The organism is Pseudomonas bananamidigenes (assembly GCF_001679645.1).
Lineage (GTDB): Bacteria > Pseudomonadota > Gammaproteobacteria > Pseudomonadales > Pseudomonadaceae > Aquipseudomonas > Aquipseudomonas bananamidigenes.
Window position 1 is genome coordinate 50,959 of record NZ_LRUN01000051.1, and the last position, 19,430, is coordinate 70,388.

Here is a 19,430-nt window from a genome sequence, read left to right on the forward strand (position 1 = left end):
AAAAAACCCGCCGAAGCGGGTTTTTCTGCATCTTGATTACGCTGACAGCTCGACCAGCAGCTTGTTCAGACGGCTCACGTAAGCAGCCGGGTCTTTCAGGCTGTCGCCAGCCGCCAGTGCAGCTTGATCGAAGAGAATGTGCGACAGGTCGCTGAAGCGATCTTCGCTGGTCTCGTTGTCGAGTTTCTCGATCAGCGGGTGAGTCGGGTTGAATTCGAAGATCGGCTTCGAATCCGGCACCTTCTGCCCGCTGGCCTCGAGGATCTGACGCATTTGCAGACCCAGGTCCTGCTCGCCGATGGCCAGAATGGCTGGCGAATCGGTCAGGCGATGGGAAACGCGGACTTCGGCAACGGACTCGCCCAGTGCGGTTTTCAGGCGCTCGACCAGACCTTCCTTCGACTTGGCGACTTCCTCTGCGGCTTTCTTGTCCTCTTCCGAGTCCAAGTTGCCCAGGTCCAAGTCACCGCGGGCGACGTCGACAAAGTTCTTGCCGTCGAATTCGCTCAGGTAGCTCATCAGCCACTCGTCGATGCGGTCGGTCAGCAGCAGCACTTCGATGCCTTTCTTGCGGAAGACTTCCAGGTGCGGGCTGTTCTTGACCTGCGCGTAGGTCTCGCCGGTGAGGTAGTAGATCTTGTCCTGACCTTCCTTGGCGCGGGCCAGGTAGTCGGCCAGACCGACGATCTGCTCGCCGTCGCCCTCGGTGGTCGATGCGAAGCGCAGCAGACCGGCGATTTTTTCCTTGTTGGCGAAATCTTCTGCCGGGCCTTCTTTCATGACCTGACCGAAGTTTTTCCAGAAGCCCTTGTATTGCTCAGGCTCGTTCTTCGCCAGTTTTTCCAGCATGTCCAGCACGCGTTTGGTCAGCGCCGACTTCATCGAGTCGATGATCGGGTCTTTCTGCAGAATTTCCCGCGACACGTTCAGCGACAGGTCGTTGGAATCGACCACGCCCTTGATGAAGCGCAGGTACAGCGGCAGGAACGACTCGGCCTGATCCATCACGAACACGCGCTGCACGTAAAGCTTCAGGCCTTTCGGTGCTTCACGCTGGTACAGATCGAACGGTGCGCGGGCCGGCACGTACAGCAGCGAGCTGTATTCGAGTTTGCCTTCGACCTTGTTGTGGCTCCACGACAGCGGGTTTTCGAAGTCGTGGGCGATGTGCTTGTAGAACTCCTGGTATTCCTCGTCCTTCACTTCGGTGCGAGGACGGGTCCACAGGGCGCTGGCGCGGTTGACGGTTTCCCATTCAACGGCTGGCTTGTCTTCGCCCTCGGCAGCGGCCACTTCTTTGGGCAGCTCGATCGGCAGCGCGATGTGGTCGGAGTACTTCTTGATGATGTTGCGCAGACGCCAGCCATCGGCGAACTCGACTTCACCGGATTTCAGGTGCAGGACGATGCGGGTACCGCGTTCCGGCTTGTCGATGGTGGCGACTTCGAATTCGCCCTCGCCTTTCGACGACCAGTGCACGCCTTCGCTGGCAGCAGTGCCGGCGCGACGGCTGTACACGTCAACCTGGTCGGCAACGATGAAAGCGGAATAGAAACCCACGCCGAACTGACCGATCAGGTGCGAATCCTTCTTCTGGTCGCCCGTCAGGTTTTTCATGAAATCGGCGGTGCCGGATTTGGCGATGGTCCCCAGGTGGGTGATCACATCGTCGCGGTTCATGCCGATGCCGTTGTCTTCGAGGGTGACGGTCTTGGCGTCCTTGTCGAAGCTCACACGGATTTTCAGTTCAGCGCCACCTTCGAGCAACTCAGGCTTGGCCAGGGCTTCGAAGCGCAATTTGTCGACGGCGTCAGAGGCGTTCGAGATCAATTCGCGAAGGAAGATTTCCTTGTTGGAATACAGCGAATGGATCATGAGGTGCAGCAGTTGCTTCACCTCGGTCTGGAAGCCCAGGGTTTCCTTTTGAGTTTCCACACTCATGGTCATCAAACTCCAATCAGATGGCATTGGCCGCGACCCTGATGGTCTGCGACGGGTTGCTCATTGAGTTGGGGACGGTGTTCAGGATTTCAAGGGCTCGTCGATCTTGAAGTGGGCACGAGCAGTAGCAATCGGCTCGCCTTCGGTGCTCTGCCAGGCCGTGACCGCAACGTTGGCCACCCGCCGCCCCTGACGGCAGACCTGGCACCGGGCCCAGGTATCGCGAAACTGCCCGGCCCGCAGGTAATCGAGGGAGAAATCGATGATCTTCGGCACACCGGGCGCGCCGGTGAAAATCAGCAGGTGCAGGGCGGCGGACAGCTCCATGAACCCGGCAATCACCCCGCCATGAATGGCCGGCAATAAAGGGTTACCAATGTTGTCCTTGTTCGCCGGCAGCTTGAACAGCAAGTCATCACCGACCCGCGAGCACTCGACGCCGATCAGGCCGGCATAGGGAATCAGCTTCAGCAACGGCGCGTAGTCACCCTTCTCGTGAGCATCTTGCAGTTGCCGTTTGAAATCATCACTCATGGGCTTTCTCCCTTGATCGCACCAGCAAAGCCTTTGGTCCCCTTGAGGCCCTTGCCCATACGCATGAAAGTGCCGACGACGTGGGCAATCGGCTGTCCGGGATCGTCCTGGTAGGCAAAACCCCGGGCAAAGATCACGTCCGTGGTGACGCGATAGCATTGGGCGAAGCCATACACATCCTTGTGCGGTTCGGCCGCGTGCATATAGTCAACGCGCAAATCCAGGGTCGGACAGACTTCGAATTCGGGCAAAACACACAAGGTGGCCATGCCACATGCGGTGTCCATCAGCGACGTGATCGCGCCGCCATGAACCACGCCGGTCAGCGGGTTGCCAACGATTTGCGCGCTGTACGGCAAGACCACCGTCAGGCCTTCGCTGTTGGCGCTGTGCACTTTCAGGCCTAACACCTGACAATGGCGCAGTGCCGAAAGAAAGCGGGTCGCACGCTCAAAAACAGGGTTTTCGGCCATGTGATAATTACTCTTCCAAATCGCTCTTTCCGGTAGTGACCGGAACGGCAAAAGTTCCATTGGATAACAAACTTATATATCTGATGGAAACGAGGAACTTAATCTTGGGGGTCGCGTTCTTAAGGCCAGTAGTTATTTTCCATAAGGAGAAACACCCCATGCGTAAGACTTTAGCTATTGCCTTGATGTTGACCGCTTCCCTCGGTCTCGCTGCCTGCGATAAAAAATCCGAGGACAAAGCTCAAGATGCCAATCAACATGCTGAACAAGCTCAGCAGAAAATGAATGAAGCACAGGATAAAGTGAACGAAGCGGCGAAAGAAAACGCCGAAGCCGCCAAAGATCAGGCCGAATCGAACGCAGCCGCTGCGGACGAAGCTGCCAAGAAGCAATAAGCCGCTTCTGGAAGCCCAAAAAAGAAAACCCGCCAAGTGCGGGTTTTCTTTTGCCTGCGATTTTTTGGCAGTGCCGTCTTAGAGCAGTGCGGTTCTAAAAGTCGGACTGACCATCAGCAACAGCGAGCACACCAGGCCGACCAGCCACACCAGACTGCGCAGCTTGGGGATATCCGCGAGGTAAAACCACAAATAGAGAATTCGGGCGATCACGAAGATGATCGCCAGGGTATCGATCAGCCAACCCACTGTCTGAGTGGTATGCGCCATCAGCACACCCACCGCAAACAGAATGAATGCTTCGATGCTGTTCTGATGCGCCGCCAGTGCCCGGGCTCCGTAACCGGTAAGCTGCGCCTGCTGCTGACGCGGCAGATGGTTGTTGTAACCGCCCTGCTCTTTCATGGCCTTGCCCACCGGCATGCGCGCCACGTAAATCAACAACGCACTGATAAACACACACCAGAACGGAATACTCATTCAAGCAGCCTCTTTGATCGTCTCGGGCAACGGCGCCTCTGTAGGGGTATAGACCATTACATCAAGCACGTCGGAGTGAAACTCGCGGCGATACAACACCAGCACCACCCCCGCACTCATCAGCATGAACAGCCATGGGCTGACGAACCAGGCCAGCATGCTCATGCCGAAGTAATAGGAGCGCAGACCGAAGTTGAACTGGTTGGCTGCCATCGAAATCACCCGCGCCGCCCGGGAAGCGAACGCCCTGCGCTCCTGTTCGGAAACCTGACGCTCGCCGATCATCGGCGCCGAGCCCACCAGAACCGCCGCAAAGTTGTACTGACGCATGCACCAGCTGAACGTGAAGAAGGCATAGACGAATACCAGCGCCAGGCACAGCAACTTGATCTCGGACATTCCCTGAGAGGCCTGTTGCACCATGGGGATGTCTGCCAGCAATGACACTGCACGTTCGGAGGCACCGAGCACAGTCAGGATGCCGGCCAGGATGATCAGGGTGCTGGAAGCGAAGAACGAGGCGTTGCGTTCGAGGTTGCCGATCACGCTGGCATCGGCGATGCGGTTGTCACGCAGCAGCATGCGACGCATCCAGTCTTCGCGGTAAAGGTGCAACACGCTGGCCAGGCACGCGGTGTCACGGGCCTTCCAGGTGGCATAACGGGTGTAACCGCCCCAGCAGATGACAAACCAGAGCGCGGCCAGCAGGTGGATCAGGTTGGTTTGGATGAACGACATGCAATTCCCTGTGTTGAAGATTTCGGCTTCCCTTCGACGTTAGCCGAAAGGAAAAGACACTGCCTGACGCCCATAAAAAATGCCCCATATCGATTGATAGGGGGCATTTCTGTTTAATCGCAGGCTCCGCTTGTGGCGGGCCGGCCATCTCAGGCCAGGGCTTCGGCGCGCTTGCCCAGCAAGCGGTCACAAACCACCGCGACCACCAGCGTCATCACGCATGGCACCAGCCACGCCAGGCCCTGCTCGCTCAGCGGCAGGTGGGACAGTTGCGACGGCATCCAGTCAGCCAGACCGGCGCCCTTCAAGGCGTCGATGGTGCCGAACACGAACGACACCAACATCACCGGCCCCATGATGCGGCTCTGCTCATGCCAGAACGCGGCACAGAAGCTCAGGGCCACCAGCACGATGCAAGGCGGATAGATCGCGGTCAGTACCGGAATCGAGAAGGCGATCAGCTTGGTCAGGCCCAGATTGGACACCAGCAGCGAAAACGCCGCGAGGATGACGACCAGGGTCTTGTAGGACAGCGGCACTACGCGGCTGAAGTATTCGGCACAGGCACAGGTCAGGCCGACCGCTGTCACCAGACACGCCAGGGAAATCAGCACTGCGAGGAAACCGCTGCCCAGGGAACCGAAGGTATGTTGCACATAAGCGTGCAGCACCGCCGCGCCGTTGGTAGCGCCAGCCGCGACTTCATGGCTGCCGGAACCCAGACGGAACAGGCTGACGTACACCAGCGCCAGACCGACACCGGCGATCAGCCCGGCGATGATCGCGTAACGGGTGATCAGCGCAGGCGATTCAACGCCACGGGAACGGATTGCGTTGACGATGACAATGCCGAACACCAGCGCACCCAGGGTATCCATGGTCAGGTAACCATTGATGAAACCTTGAGAGAACGGCGCGGCGACGTATTCCGGAGTGGCGACGCCGATATCACCGGCCGGCAGCGCGAAGGCAGCGATACCGAGCACCGCCAGAGCGATGATCTTCAACGGCGCGAGGAAACGCCCTACGGTATCCAGCAGGCGGCCCGGATAGAGCGAAATGAAGAACACCAGCAGGAAGTACGCTGTGCTGTAGAGGAACAATGCCAGCGGGCTCTCGCCGGTCAGCGGCGCCAGGCCCACTTCAAAGGACACGGTCGCCGTGCGCGGCGTGGCGAACAACGGGCCGACCGCCAGATAACAAGCTGCGGCCAGCACACCCCCGGCAATCTTGCCGATCGGCGTGCTCAAGGCATCCATCGCCCCGCCGACCTTGGCCAGCGCGACAACGGTGATCACCGGCAGACCGACCGCCGTGATCAGGAAGCCCAGCGCCGCCATCCAGACGTTGGGGCCGGACTGCAAACCGACGATAGGCGGGAAAATGATGTTGCCGGCCCCGACGAACAGGGCGAAGGTCATAAAACCAAGTGCCAGGATGTCCTGACCTTTCAAAACTTTCATTAAGGAAATACCACACTACTGAATCGGAATTTAGAGGGGGATTTCCCTGTGGGGTTAGGGAAATGCTGTCAATCCGTATGGGACTGACCCGTTTAGCGCGTTGCATGCCTTGTGGGCGGCAGACGCAAAAATGGCTGCTAGCCTAACGAATTTGTCTGACAAACGCACTGTTTGAGGGCGAACTATCCGATACGCGACGTGTCTGTGTCGCGTTTTTGCATGTAATTGGACAGGTGCCTATAAATCGCCATCGTCAAATCCAGGACTGGAAACGACAAAGGCCACCCGAAGGTGGCCTTTGTTGCTGGAGCAAAAAGTCAGCCGAAGCTTACTTCTTCACTTCCCAGCCAGTCAGCTCGGCCAGGGCCTTGCCGATGTCTGCCAGCGAACGCACGGTTTTTACGCCTGCGTCTTGCAGCGCAGCGAATTTCTCGTCTGCAGTGCCTTTGCCGCCGGAGATGATTGCACCCGCATGGCCCATGCGCTTGCCCGGAGGAGCAGTCACACCAGCGATGTAGGAAACAACCGGCTTGGTCACGTTGGCCTTGATGTAGGCAGCCGCTTCTTCTTCAGCCGAACCGCCGATCTCGCCGATCATTACGATCGCTTCGGTCTTCGGGTCTTCCTGGAACAGCTTCAGGATGTCGATGAAGTTCGAACCCGGGATCGGGTCACCGCCGATGCCGACGCAAGTCGACTGACCGAAACCGGCGTCAGTGGTCTGCTTCACGGCTTCGTAGGTCAGGGTGCCGGAACGGGAAACGATACCGACCTTGCCTGGCAAGTGGATGTGGCCTGGCATGATGCCGATCTTGCACTCGCCCGGAGTGATCACGCCTGGGCAGTTAGGGCCGATCAGGGTCACGCCCAGCTCGTCGCACTTGACCTTCGCGTCCAGCATGTCCAGGGTAGGAATGCCTTCGGTGATGCAGACGATCAGCTTGATGCCGCCGAAAGCTGCTTCCAGGATCGAGTCCTTGCAGAAAGGAGCCGGAACGTAGATCACGCTGGCGGTGGCGCCAGTGGCGGCTACGGCTTCTTTCACGGTGTTGAACACAGGCAGGTTCAGGTGAGTGGTGCCACCCTTGCCTGGAGTCACGCCGCCAACCATTTTGGTGCCGTAGGCAATGGCTTGTTCGGAGTGGAAAGTACCCTGCGCGCCGGTGAAGCCCTGGCAGATGACTTTGGTGTCTTTATTGATCAGGACGCTCATTACTTGCCCTCCGCAGCTTTAACGACTTGTTGAGCAGCGTCGGTCAGGCTGGTAGCAGCGATGATGTTCAAACCGCTTTCTGCCAGTACTTTAGCGCCCAGTTCAGCGTTGTTGCCTTCAAGACGAACAACAACCGGGATTTTCACGCCGACTTCTTTCACTGCACCGATGATGCCTTCGGCAATCATGTCGCAACGAACGATGCCGCCGAAGATGTTGACCAGTACTGCAGCGACATTGCTGTCGGACAGAATGATCTTGAATGCTTCGGTCACGCGCTCTTTGGTAGCACCACCACCTACGTCGAGGAAGTTGGCTGGCTTGCCGCCGTGCAGGTTGACGATGTCCATGGTACCCATGGCCAGGCCGGCACCGTTCACCATGCAGCCGATGTTGCCTTCCAGCGCCACGTAGTTCAGTTCGAACTTGGCAGCGTGCGCTTCGCGCGGATCGTCCTGGGACGGATCGTGGAAAGTCTTCAGCTTAGGCTGACGGTACATGGCGTTGGCGTCGATGTTGATCTTGGCGTCCAGGCAGTGCAGATCGCCGTCAGCCTTGATCACCAGCGGGTTCACTTCCAGCAGGGCCAGGTCGTGATCCTTGAACAGCTTGGCCAGACCTACGAAGATCTTGGCGAACTGGGCAACCTGCTTGCCTTCCAGACCCAGCTGGAATGCCAGCTCGCGACCCTGGAACGGCTGAGCGCCAACCAGTGGATCGATGGTGGCTTTCAGAATTTTTTCTGGAGTGTCGTGAGCGATTTTCTCGATGTCCACGCCACCTTCGGTGGAAGCCATGAACACGATGCGACGGCTCGAACGGTCAACGACAGCGCCCAGGTACAGCTCTTTAGCGATATCAGTGCACGATTCAACCAGGATCTTGGTGACTGGCTGGCCATTGGCGTCAGTCTGGTAAGTCACCAGACGCTTGCCCAGCCACTGCTGTGCGAAGGCCTTGGCGTCTTCTTTGCTGCGAACCAGCTTTACGCCGCCCGCTTTACCGCGACCACCGGCGTGGACCTGGGCTTTGACAACCCACTCGTTGCCGCCGATTTTGTCGCAAGCTTCTGCTGCTGCTTCCGGGGTGTCTACTGCGAAACCAGTGGAAACTGGCAGGCCGTATTCAGCGAACAGCTGCTTACCCTGATACTCGTGAAGATTCATGCTTTTTACCGTCTTCGTTAGGTACTGCGCATTCGGCGCTGCGCTCTTGATGAGTGCCGCGCCACCTGTGACTGCTGCTTGCGCAGCCTTTCCGGACACCCGGTGCAGCTACGCAAGACTGCGTCCAGCGGACATTCCGCGGTGAGTCTTGCACGCAAGGCTCACGACGGGCCGTACCGCCGTGGTTTCTTATTGTGTGTCTTAACGCTTCTTGCGGTTGGCAACGTGGATGGCGCCGCCATTCACGGCCAGAGCAGCTTCGTGCAAGGCTTCGGACAGGGTCGGATGGGAGAAGACCATCATGCCCAGATCTTCAGCGCTGGTGCCGAATTCCATACCGATCGCGCCCTGCTGAACCAGTTCTGCAGCGCTCGGGCCAATCACGTGCACGCCCAATACGCGGTCAGTCTTGGCATCGGCGATGACCTTGACGAAACCACCGGTATCGTTGGCGGCCATGGCGCGGCCGGATGCTGCGAACGGGAAGGTGCCGACGTTAACTTCAACGCCTTCAGCTTTCAAGGCCTGCTCGGTTTTACCGACCCATGCGATTTCCGGGTGAGTATAAATAACCGAAGGGATCAGGTCATAGTTCATCTGGGCCTTGTGACCCTTGATGCGCTCGACAACCATGATGCCCTCTTCCGAGGCCTTGTGCGCCAGCATCATGCCGCGAACCACGTCACCGATGGCGTAAACGCCCGGTACGGTGGTGGCGCAGTGATCGTCAACGTGCACGAAACCGCGCTCGTCCAGGGTCACGCCGCTGTCGGCAGCCAGCAGATCAGTGGTCACCGGACGGCGACCAACGGCTACGATCAGCTTGTCGAAAACGATTTTCTGTTCGCCGTTGGCATCGGTGTAGCTGACTTCGACTTCGTCGCCGTTCACTTTGGAACCGGTTACGCGGGCGCCCAGCTTGATGTCCAGACCCTGCTTGGTCAGGGTTTTCAGCGCTTCCTTGGAAACAGCGGTGTCCGCTGCCATCAGGAAGGTGTCCAGGGCTTCCAGGACAGTCACCTGTGCACCCAGACGCGACCATACCGAACCCAGTTCCAGACCGATCACACCAGCGCCGATCACGCCCAGACGTTTAGGAACGGCCTGGAATTCCAGAGCACCGGTCGAATCGACGATGACTTTCTGATCAACCGGAGCCGGTGGAATGTCGATCGGGCGCGAACCTGGAGCCAGGATGACGTTTTCGGCTTCGATGACTTCAACCGAACCGTCCGGCTTGGTGACTTCGACTTTCTTGCCGGCCAGCAGTTTGCCGTGGCCCTGGATCGAAGTGACGCCGTTGGCCTTGAACAGGGTGGCAACGCCGCCAGTCAGGTTTTTGACGATGCCGGCCTTGCGGCCAACCATCGCTGGGACGTCCATTTTGACTTCGCCAGTCGAGATGCCGTGAACGTTGAAGCTTTCTTTGGCTTCCTTGTATTTCCAGGAGCTGTCCAGCAGCGCCTTGGACGGAATGCAGCCTACGTTCAGGCAGGTACCGCCCAGGGCTTGCTTGCCTTCGGCATCGGTGTACTTCTCGATGCAGGCAGTGCTCAGACCGAGTTGCGCGGCCTTGATGGCAGCTACGTAGCCGCCAGGGCCGGCACCGATCACTACTACGTCAAATTTCTGCGACATTCAAAAATCCTCTTTAGCGAAAAGCTTCAAGCCGCAAGCCACAAGCCAAGCTGCCTTTACTTGCAGCTTGAAGCTTGCAGCTCGCAACTGCTTCTATCAGATATCCAGCAACAGACGAGCCGGATCTTCCAGCAGGTTCTTGATGGTCACCAGGAAAGTCACAGCTTCTTTGCCATCGATCAGACGGTGATCGTAGGACAGTGCCAGGTACATCATCGGACGGATAACGACCTGACCGTTGATGGCCATCGGACGCTGGATGATGTTGTGCATGCCCAGAATCGCTGCCTGCGGCGGGTTGACGATCGGGGTCGACATCATCGAACCGAAGGTACCACCGTTGGTGATGGTGAAAGTACCGCCGGTCATTTCGTCCATCGACAGTTTGCCGTCACGGGCCTTTTTGCCGAAGGTGGCGATGCCGCCTTCGATTTCAGCCAGGCTCATGTGTTCGGCGTTACGCAGAACCGGAACCACCAGGCCACGGTCGCTGGAAACAGCAACGCCGATGTCGGCATAACCGTGGTAAACGATGTCGTTGCCGTCGATCGAAGCGTTGACCGCCGGGAAGCGTTTCAGCGCTTCGGTGGCAGCTTTCACGAAGAACGACATGAAGCCCAGGCGCACGCCGTTGTGGGACTTCTCGAACAGGTCCTTGTACTTCGAACGCAGGGCCATGACTTCGGTCATGTCGACTTCGTTGAAAGTGGTCAGCATCGCCATGTTGGACTGGGCTTCTACCAGACGCTTGGCAACGGTGGCACGAACACGGGTCATCGGAACGCGCTTCTCGATGCGGTCGCCAGCAGCGAACACAGGAGCGGCAGCGGCCGGGGCAGCAGCCTTGGCAGGCGCGGCAGCCGGAGCGGCTTTCTTGGCTTCAACAGCGGCAACCACGTCTTCCTTGGTCACACGGCCGTCTTTGCCGGTGCCTTTTACGGAAGCCAGGTTGATGCCGTTTTCTTCGGCCAGCTTGCGAGCGGCCGGAGCAGCGATCGCATCTTCGTCAGCGCCGGCAGCAGCCGGGGCAGCGGCAGCAGCGGCCGGAGCAGCAGCGGCAGCCGGAGCAGCGGCTGCAGCGCCGCCTTCAACGATGGAGCCCAGGACTTCGTCGGACAGGACGGTATCGCCCTCGCCCTTGACGATTGCACCCAGTACGCCGTCGGCGGTGGCCAGCACTTCTAGGACGACCTTGTCGGTTTCGATGTCGACGATCAGTTCGTCACGCTTGACGGCGTCGCCCGGTTGCTTGTGCCAGGTGGCAACGGTGCCATCGGCAACCGATTCCGGGAAAGTGGGGGCTTTGATCTCGATAGCCATTGTCTGTGGTTCCTTAAATTCGGTTTCAGGTGCGCGAAGGCGTTAAACGGTAAACGCGTCTTGCAGCAGTTTTTCCTGCTGCTCGGCGTGCATCGATGCGTAACCACATGCAGGTGCAGCAGAAGCCTCACGGCCCGCGTACTCGAGTACGAGAGACTTGTTGAGGTTGCTGATGCTGCGACGCAGGTGGTGCTGGCTGCAGTACCAGGCGCCCTGGTTCATCGGCTCTTCCTGACACCAGACGGCCGCTTTGGCGTTGGTGTAAGGAGCCAGGACTTCTTTCAAGTCGTCCTCAGGGAACGGGTACAGCTGCTCGATACGCACGATGGCGATATCTTCGCGGCCTTCGGCACGGCGTTTTTCCAGCAGGTCGTAGTAAACCTTGCCGCTGCACAGAACCACGCGCTCGACCTTTTTCGGGTCCAGTGCATCGATTTCCGGGATAACGGTCTGGAACGAACCCTCGGCCAGATCTTCCAGCGTCGAGATTGCCAGTTTGTGACGCAGCAGCGACTTCGGAGTCAGCACTACCAGCGGCTTGCGCAGCGGGCGGATCACCTGACGGCGCAGCAAGTGGTAGATCTGCGCAGGAGTCGTCGGCATGCACACCTGAATGTTGTGCTCGGCGCACAGCTGCAGGTAACGCTCAAGACGTGCCGAGCTGTGCTCAGGGCCCTGGCCTTCGTAGCCGTGCGGCAGCAGCATGGTCAGACCGCAGAGACGGCCCCACTTGTGCTCGCCGCTGGTGATGAACTGGTCGATCACGACCTGCGCACCGTTGGCGAAGTCGCCGAACTGGGCTTCCCAGATCACCAGCGCGTTCGGCGTGGTGGTCGAGTAACCGTATTCGAACGCCAGTACCGCTTCTTCCGACAGGAACGAGTCGTACAGTTCGAAACGCGGCTGACCCTCGAACAGATGCTTCAACGGCACGTAGGTGCCCGCATCTTTCTGGTTGTGCAGAACAGCGTGACGGTGCGAGAACGTACCGCGGCCGATGTCCTGACCGGTCATGCGGATCGGGTGACCTTCGAACTGCAGGGTCGCGTATGCCATGGTTTCGGCATAACCCCAGTTGATCGGCAAGCCGCCGGCCTGCATCTTCTGGCGGTCTTCATAGATCTTCGCGACCTGGCGCTGAACCACGAAACCTTCTGGAATTTCCAGCAGCTTGGCGGACAGTTCCTGCAGGGTCTTCAGATCGAAACGAGTGTCGTGACGTGCAGTCCAGGTGTGGCCCAGATACGGACGCCAGTCCACGAACAGTTCTTTGTTCGGCTCTTTGACCAGCGACTTCACCACGTGCAGACCATTGTCCAGCGCGTTGCGGTATTCGTCGACTTTCGCCTGGACACGCTCTGCGTCCAGTACACCGGCCTGGGTCAGGCGATCAGCGTACAGCTCACGGGTGGTGCGCTGCTTGGTGATCTGCTGATACATCAGCGGCTGGGTGCCGCTTGGCTCGTCGGCCTCGTTGTGGCCGCGACGACGGTAGCAGACCAGGTCGATCACCACGTCACGCTTGAACTGCATGCGGTAGTCGATGGCCAGCTGGGTCACGAACAGTACGGCTTCCGGATCATCGCCATTCACATGGAGGATCGGCGCCTGGATCATCTTCGCAACGTCGGTCGCGTACTCGGTGGAGCGCGAGTCCAGCGGGTTGCTGATGGTGAAACCGACCTGGTTGTTGATCACGATGTGCACGGTACCGCCGGTCCGGAAACCGCGGGTCTGCGACATCTGGAAGGTTTCCATCACCACGCCCTGACCGGCGAATGCCGCGTCACCGTGGATGGAGATCGGCAGTACTTTCTCGCCGGTCGCGTCGTTGCGACGGTCCTGACGGGCACGAACCGAACCTTCGACCACCGGGGAAACGATTTCCAGGTGGGACGGGTTGAACGCCATGGCCAGGTGAACTTCACCGCCGGCGGTCATCACGTTGGACGAGAAGCCCTGGTGGTATTTGACGTCACCGGAACCCAGTTCGACCTTCTTCTTGCCTTCGAACTCGTCGAACAGCTCGCGCGGGTTCTTGCCGAAGGTGTTGACCAGCACGTTCAGACGGCCACGGTGGGCCATGCCGATGACGACTTCCTTGGTGCCGTAGGAACCGGAACGCTGGATCAGTTCGTCGAGCATCGGAATCAGGCTTTCGCCGCCTTCCAGGCCGAAACGCTTGGTGCCCGGGTATTTGGTGCCCAGGTATTTTTCCAGGCCTTCACCGGCCGTCACGCGCTCGAGCAGGTGGCTCTTGATGTCGGCGGAGTATTCCGGACGGCCGCGTACGCTTTCCAGACGCTGCTGGAACCACTGGCGCTGCTCGGAATCGGTGATGTGCGTAAATTCAGCGCCGATGGTGCGGCAATATGTCTGCTGCAACGCTTCGTGAATTTCGCGTAGGCTCGCTTCCTCTTTGCCGATGAACAGGTCGCCGGCACGGAAGGTCGTATCAAGATCGGCATTGGTCAAGCCGTAATGATTGATCGACAGGTCTGCAGGTGCAGGACGCTGCCACAGTCCCAGCGGGTCAAGCTGGGCTGCCTGGTGGCCACGCATACGGTAGGCCTGGATCAATCGCAGCACTTCAACTTGCTTCTTCTCGTGCTCAGTGCTCACGCTGCCGGCGGAAACCGGCTGGGCGCGGCGCTGGTTCTTTGCCAGCAGCACGAAATGATCGCGAATCGTGGAGTGCGAAACATCGGTGGAGGAGTTGCCGTCGGCAGGCAACTTCTGGAAGTAGTTGCGCCACTCTTCTGGCACAGCGTTAGGGTCGTGCAGGTAGAGCTCATAAAGCTCTTCCACATAGGCAGCGTTACCTCCGGAAAGGTAGGCGCTGTTCCACATGCGCTGCATCACGCTTTCTTGCATGCTTGGTCACCCTCGGTTAGGGGAACACCACCGGTGTCGACACCGAGCAAGCTTGCAGAAGTCCGAATGCAGCGACCAAAACAAGCCACTTAGGATCACACTGATAGTCCGGGTACCAGCCCGGATGCCCCTGCTTGTCTCATTTCTTCAAAATAAGAGCCGCAGCTTATGGCTGTTGCTCTGGTTATAGCCAGGGCGCGGGTTGAAGCCCGCGCCTTGACCTGTACGGTGCAGCGGTGCCGCTTTTTACAACGGCAGATACAGCTTCTGAATCACACGCCGCTCGAAAGCAGCATGTTACGGATGTGACCGATGGCCTTAGTCGGGTTCAGGCCTTTCGGACATACGTTGACGCAGTTCATGATGCCCCGGCAGCGGAAGACGCTGAACGGATCATCGAGGGACGCCAGGCGCTCGGACGTCTTGGTGTCGCGGCTGTCTGCCAGGAAGCGATACGCTTGCAGCAGTGCAGCCGGGCCCAGGAATTTGTCCGGGTTCCACCAGAAGGACGGGCAAGAGGTCGAGCAGCAGGCGCACAGGATGCACTCGTACAGACCGTCGAGCTTCTCACGCTCTTCAGGGGACTGCAGACGCTCGATGGCCGGAGCCGGCGTGTCGTTCTGCAGGAATGGCTTAACCTTCTCGTATTGCTTGTAGAAGATGCTCATATCGACGACCAGGTCACGGATAACCGGCAAACCTGGCAGCGGACGAATGACCAGCTTGTTACCTTTCACGACAGCGGACAGCGGCGTGATGCACGCCAGGCCGTTCTTGCCGTTGATGTTCATGCCGTCGGAGCCGCAGACGCCTTCACGGCAGGAGCGACGATAGGAGAAACCTTCGTCCTGCTCCTTGATGAGGGCCAGCACGTCCAGCACCATCAGGTCTTTACCACCGGTATCGACCTGGAATTCCTGCATGAACGGCGCAGCGTCCTGATCAGGGTTGTAACGATAAACACTGACTTTCAACATGGCGGTCACCCTTAATAAGTCCGGACTTTAGGTTCGAAAGTCGGAACAGTCTTCGGCGAGAAGTTCACGGCACGCTTGGCGACACGTTTCTCACCCGGGAAGTACAGGGTGTGGCACAGCCAGTTTTCGTCGTCACGGTCTTCGAAGTCTTCACGGGCGTGAGCGCCGCGGGACTCTTTACGCTCTTCGGCAGCGATGGCGGTAGCTTCAGCCACTTCCAGCAGGTTTTGCAGCTCCAGCGCTTCGATACGTGCAGTGTTGAACGCCTGCGACTTATCGTTGATCTTCACGTTGGCGATGCGCTTGCGCAGTTCAGCCAGCTGGGCGATGCCCTTCTGCATGTATTCGCCGGTACGGAATACGCCGAAGTAGTTCTGCATGCAGCTTTGCAGCTCCCGACGCAGGGTAGCGACGTCTTCGCCGTCGGTACGGTTGTTCAGCGCGCTCAGGCGTGCCAGGGCAGCCTCGATGTTGGCTTCGGTGGCGTCGTCGTACTCGATGCCATCGGTCAGCGCTTTCTCCAGGTGCAGGCCGGCAGCACGGCCGAAAACCACCAGGTCGAGCAGCGAATTGCCGCCCAGACGGTTGGCGCCGTGAACCGATACGCAAGCCACTTCACCGACCGCGAACAGACCCGGAATGATCTTGTCCACGCCATCGGCGTCCTGGGTGATCGCCTGACCATGAATGTTGGTGGCAACGCCGCCCATCATGTAGTGGCAGGTCGGAACGACCGGAACCGGAGCAACCACCGGGTCTACGTGGGCGAAAGTCTTCGACAGTTCGCAGATGCCCGGCAGACGGCTGTGCAACACTTCCTCGCCCAGGTGGTCGAGTTTCAGCATTACGTGGTCGCCATTCGGACCGCAACCGTTGCCGGCGATGATTTCTTTGACCATCGAGCGGGCCACCACGTCACGACCAGCGAGGTCTTTGGCGTTCGGAGCATAACGCTCCATGAAACGCTCGCCGTGCTTGTTGATCAGGTAACCACCTTCACCACGGCAGCCTTCTGTAACCAGTACACCGGCGCGGCGATGCCGGTCGGGTGGAACTGCCACATTTCGATGTCCTGCACCGGCACGCCTGCGCGCAGAGCCATGCCGATACCGTCACCGGTGTTGATCAGGGCGTTGGTGGTGGAAGCGTAGATACGGCCTGCACCGCCGGTCGCCAGCACGGTGGCTTTCGAACGGATGTAAGTGGTTTCGCCGGTTTCGATGCAGATGGCGATAACACCGACGAAGTCGCCTGCGTCGTTCTTCACCAGATCGACAGCGTAGTACTCGTTCAGGAACGTGGTACCGGCTTTCAGGTTGCCCTGATAAAGGGTGTGCAGCAGCGCGTGACCGGTACGGTCGGAAGCGGCGCAGGTACGGGCAGCCTGCCCGCCTTTACCGTAATCCTTCGACTGGCCGCCGAACGGACGCTGGTAGATACGGCCGGTTTCGGTACGCGAGAACGGCAGACCCATGTGGTCCAGCTCGAAAACGGCAGCCGGGCCTTCCTGACACATGTATTCGATAGCGTCCTGGTCACCGATGTAGTCGGAACCCTTGACGGTATCGTACATGTGCCAGCGCCAGTCATCGTTCGGGTCGGCCGACGCGATGGCGCAGGTGATGCCGCCCTGGGCGGATACGGTGTGCGAACGGGTCGGGAAGACCTTGGTGATCACGGCAGTCTTGTGACCGCCCTGCGCCAGCTGCAGCGCTGCGCGCATGCCGGCACCGCCGCCACCAATGATGATGGCGTCGAAAGAAATCGTTGGAATGTTAGCCATGAATCAGATACCCCAGAGAATCTGCACACCCCAGACGAAGTAAGCGAACATCGCGACGCCGCATACTGCCTGGAAAAGGAAACGTACTGCAGTCGCCGACTTGCCCAGCGCCATGGGCGTCAGGTAATCGGTCGCAATGGTCCACATGCCGACCCAGGCGTGAGCGCCCAGGGCAACGAGAGCCAGCAGACTGAAGATACGCATCGCATTGTGGGCGAACAGACCGTGCCATTGCTCATAGCCAATGCCAGGGTTCGCGGCGAGGTAGCCGATCAGAAAAATGAAATAAGCCGCGAGAACGACCGCAGACACACGCTGTGCCATCCAGTCATAGAGGCCCGAACGCGAAAGGTTCGTAACGCTGGTTACCATATCCAAACTCCTGCCAGAACGATCAGCACCACGGAAACGGCGATGATCAATTTCGAGCCCAGGCGGCCGCCTTCCAGCGTCTCACCGATGCCCATGTCCATGATCAAGTGGCGCACACCGGCTACCAGGTGATACAGAAGAGCGGACAGGAGGCCCCATGCTACGAACTTGGCCAGCGGGCTGGTCAAGCATGCCTTCACCTCGACATAACCTTCCTCGGAACCCAGGGATTTGCCCAATGCATAAAGCATGATGCCGAGGCCCAGGAAGAGGATGATGCCGGAAACACGGTGAAGAAACGACGTAACGCCGGTGATGGGGAGTTTGATGGTCCTTAGGTCTAGGTTTACAGGTCGTTGGCTTTTCACGGCTTTTTTTTCACACTGAAGAGCCCCTAACAATCAGGGCAAAGTTGTTGGGGAGTGCACTGGTCAGGTAACCACCACCCAGGGATGCGACCCCCAATGAAAGCGAGCCCAAAAGCCCTTGGCGGTCGGTCGCCGAGTATAGACAGTTAGGCTACTAATGACAACGCACTCGCCTACCCCCAATAGCGGATTGCACAAGTTGCATAAAAGGCGTAAATGGCGGGAAATTTCGAGGAAAAAGTGCGGTTAAAGCCTTCTGGAGCAAGACTTTAGGCAAATTGACATTCAAATTTATCTCACTATAGTGGTGCGGGCCCTGCGTGGGGGGTCTGTCTGATGATTTCAAGCATAAATAGGAGGCCACATGGCTGACAAAAAAGCGCAGTTGATCATCGAGGGCGCAGCCCCCGTCGAGCTGCCCATTTTAACCGGCACCGTTGGTCCCGATGTAATCGATGTTCGGGGCCTGACGGCCACGGGCCGCTTCACTTTCGACCCCGGTTTCATGTCGACCGCTTCCTGCGAATCGAAGATCACCTATATCGACGGCGACAACGGCATCCTGCTGCACCGCGGCTACCCGATCGAACAGCTGGCTGAAAAGTCGGACTACCTGGAAACCTGCTACCTGCTGCTGAACGGCGAGCTGCCGACCGCAGAGCAAAAGGCCCAGTTCGTCGGCACCGTGAAGAACCACACCATGGTTCACGAGCAGCTGAAAACCTTTTTCAACGGCTTCCGCCGCGACGCCCACCCGATGGCAGTCATGTGCGGTGTAGTCGGCGCCCTCTCGGCCTTCTACCACGACTCCCTTGACATCAATAACCCGCAGCATCGCGAAATTTCCGCGATCCGCCTGGTTGCCAAGATGCCGACCCTGGCCGCGATGGTTTACAAGTACTCCATGGGCCAACCCATGATGTACCCGCGCAACGACCTGTCGTACGCGGAAAACTTCCTGCACATGATGTTCAACACCCCGTGCGAGATCAAACCGATCAGCCCGGTGCTCGCCAAGGCCATGGACCGGATCTTCATCCTCCACGCCGACCACGAGCAGAACGCTTCGACCTCCACTGTGCGCCTGGCGGGCTCCTCGGGCGCCAACCCGTTCGCCTGCATCGCCGCCGGTATCGCCGCACTGTGGGGCCCTGCCCACGGCGGTGCGAACGAAGCGGTGCTGACCATGCTCGATGAAATCGGCGATGTCTCGAACATCGACAAGTTCATCGCCAAGGCCAAGGACAAGAACGATCCGTTCAAGCTGATGGGCTTCGGTCACCGCGTCTACAAGAACCGCGACCCACGCGCGACCGTGATGAAGCAGACCTGCGACGAAGTGTTGAAGGAACTGGGCATCCAGAACGATCCGCAACTCGAACTGGCCATGCGCCTGGAAGAGATCGCCCTGACCGATCCGTACTTCATCGAACGCTCGCTGTACCCGAACGTCGACTTCTACTCGGGGATCATCCTCAAGGCGATCGGCATTCCGACCAGCATGTTCACCGTGATCTTCGCCCTGGCACGTACTGTCGGCTGGATCTCGCACTGGAAGGAAATGCTCTCCAGCCCGTACAAGATTGGTCGTCCGCGCCAGCTGTACACCGGCTACGAGTCGCGGGATATCACCAAGCTGGAAGACCGCAAATAAGACTTGTCTTGCGATAGCGTCTTAACTTTGTATCGGAAACG

At 58.8% G+C, this 19,430-nt stretch carries 16 protein-coding genes and 1 pseudogene; 2 read left to right on the forward strand and 15 right to left on the reverse strand.

Annotated features, from left to right (window positions below; genetic code table 11):
- Positions 1 to 36: 36 nt before the first annotated feature.
- The 3 genes from htpG to BBF94_RS18665 form a co-directional block, all read right to left on the reverse strand.
- A complete protein-coding gene (htpG, locus tag BBF94_RS18655) occupies positions 37 to 1,941 on the reverse strand; it encodes a molecular chaperone HtpG (RefSeq protein ID WP_065260468.1) in 1,905 nt (634 codons plus the stop codon).
- 81 nt (positions 1,942 to 2,022) lie between these two features.
- Entirely contained in the window at positions 2,023 to 2,475 is a 453-nt protein-coding gene (locus BBF94_RS18660; RefSeq protein ID WP_065260457.1) for a PaaI family thioesterase, read from the reverse strand.
- Entirely contained in the window at positions 2,472 to 2,948 is a 477-nt protein-coding gene (locus BBF94_RS18665) for a PaaI family thioesterase (protein WP_065260458.1), read from the reverse strand. Before BBF94_RS18665 ends, BBF94_RS18660 begins: the two co-directional genes overlap by 4 nt.
- 158 nt (positions 2,949 to 3,106) lie before the next feature.
- Here BBF94_RS18665 and BBF94_RS18670 point away from each other — a divergent pair, with 158 nt between their 5' ends.
- Positions 3,107 to 3,343: a hypothetical protein gene (locus tag BBF94_RS18670; protein ID WP_065260459.1), complete on the forward strand. Its 237-nt coding sequence runs from the start codon at positions 3,107 to 3,109 to the stop codon at positions 3,341 to 3,343.
- A 78-nt stretch (positions 3,344 to 3,421) separates the two neighbouring features.
- Here the strand turns inward: BBF94_RS18670 and BBF94_RS18675 are convergent, their stop codons facing one another.
- The 12 genes and pseudogenes from BBF94_RS18675 to sdhC form a co-directional block, all read right to left on the reverse strand.
- A complete protein-coding gene (locus BBF94_RS18675; protein ID WP_065260460.1) occupies positions 3,422 to 3,823 on the reverse strand; it encodes an MAPEG family protein in 402 nt (133 codons plus the stop codon).
- Complete coding sequence (locus BBF94_RS18680; protein ID WP_065260461.1) at positions 3,824 to 4,561, reverse strand: DUF599 domain-containing protein; 738 nt, start codon at positions 4,559 to 4,561, stop codon at positions 3,824 to 3,826. It abuts the gene before it with no gap.
- Between the two features lie 149 nt (positions 4,562 to 4,710).
- The gene (gene brnQ / locus BBF94_RS18685; RefSeq protein WP_065260462.1) at positions 4,711 to 6,024 is read right to left on the reverse strand and encodes a branched-chain amino acid transport system II carrier protein; all 1,314 of its coding nucleotides are present in this window, start codon (positions 6,022 to 6,024) and stop codon (positions 4,711 to 4,713) included.
- Between the two features lie 328 nt (positions 6,025 to 6,352).
- Complete coding sequence (sucD, locus tag BBF94_RS18690; RefSeq protein WP_065260463.1) at positions 6,353 to 7,237, reverse strand: succinate--CoA ligase subunit alpha; 885 nt, start codon at positions 7,235 to 7,237, stop codon at positions 6,353 to 6,355.
- Positions 7,237 to 8,403: an ADP-forming succinate--CoA ligase subunit beta gene (gene sucC, locus BBF94_RS18695; RefSeq protein WP_007959029.1), complete on the reverse strand. Its 1,167-nt coding sequence runs from the start codon at positions 8,401 to 8,403 to the stop codon at positions 7,237 to 7,239. The genes sucD and sucC overlap by 1 nt, the downstream gene beginning before the upstream one ends.
- Before the next feature lie 201 nt (positions 8,404 to 8,604).
- The gene (gene lpdA, locus BBF94_RS18700; RefSeq protein WP_065260464.1) at positions 8,605 to 10,041 is read right to left on the reverse strand and encodes a dihydrolipoyl dehydrogenase; all 1,437 of its coding nucleotides are present in this window, start codon (positions 10,039 to 10,041) and stop codon (positions 8,605 to 8,607) included.
- A 96-nt stretch (positions 10,042 to 10,137) separates the two neighbouring features.
- Positions 10,138 to 11,361 carry a 2-oxoglutarate dehydrogenase complex dihydrolipoyllysine-residue succinyltransferase gene (gene odhB / locus BBF94_RS18705; RefSeq protein WP_065260465.1) on the reverse strand — a complete coding sequence of 408 codons (1,224 nt, stop codon included), beginning with the start codon at positions 11,359 to 11,361 and terminating at the stop codon, positions 10,138 to 10,140.
- A 42-nt stretch (positions 11,362 to 11,403) separates the two neighbouring features.
- The gene (locus tag BBF94_RS18710) at positions 11,404 to 14,235 is read right to left on the reverse strand and encodes a 2-oxoglutarate dehydrogenase E1 component (protein ID WP_065260466.1); all 2,832 of its coding nucleotides are present in this window, start codon (positions 14,233 to 14,235) and stop codon (positions 11,404 to 11,406) included.
- A gap of 272 nt (positions 14,236 to 14,507) precedes the next feature.
- On the reverse strand, positions 14,508 to 15,212 hold the full coding sequence (locus tag BBF94_RS18715; RefSeq protein WP_065260469.1) for a succinate dehydrogenase iron-sulfur subunit: 705 nt from the start codon (positions 15,210 to 15,212) through the stop codon (positions 14,508 to 14,510).
- 11 nt (positions 15,213 to 15,223) lie between these two features.
- A pseudogene (sdhA, locus tag BBF94_RS18720) lies at positions 15,224 to 16,995 on the reverse strand (succinate dehydrogenase flavoprotein subunit).
- Positions 16,996 to 16,998: 3 nt separating this feature from the next.
- A complete protein-coding gene (gene sdhD, locus BBF94_RS18725) occupies positions 16,999 to 17,367 on the reverse strand; it encodes a succinate dehydrogenase, hydrophobic membrane anchor protein (protein ID WP_055137329.1) in 369 nt (122 codons plus the stop codon).
- On the reverse strand, positions 17,361 to 17,735 hold the full coding sequence (gene sdhC, locus BBF94_RS18730; RefSeq protein ID WP_011333113.1) for a succinate dehydrogenase, cytochrome b556 subunit: 375 nt from the start codon (positions 17,733 to 17,735) through the stop codon (positions 17,361 to 17,363). The genes sdhD and sdhC overlap by 7 nt, the downstream gene beginning before the upstream one ends.
- 364 nt (positions 17,736 to 18,099) lie before the next feature.
- On the opposite strand from sdhC, the gene gltA reads away from it, so the two are divergent.
- Positions 18,100 to 19,389: a citrate synthase gene (gene gltA / locus BBF94_RS18735; RefSeq protein ID WP_007959044.1), complete on the forward strand. Its 1,290-nt coding sequence runs from the start codon at positions 18,100 to 18,102 to the stop codon at positions 19,387 to 19,389.
- The last annotated feature ends 41 nt before the right edge of the window (positions 19,390 to 19,430 follow it).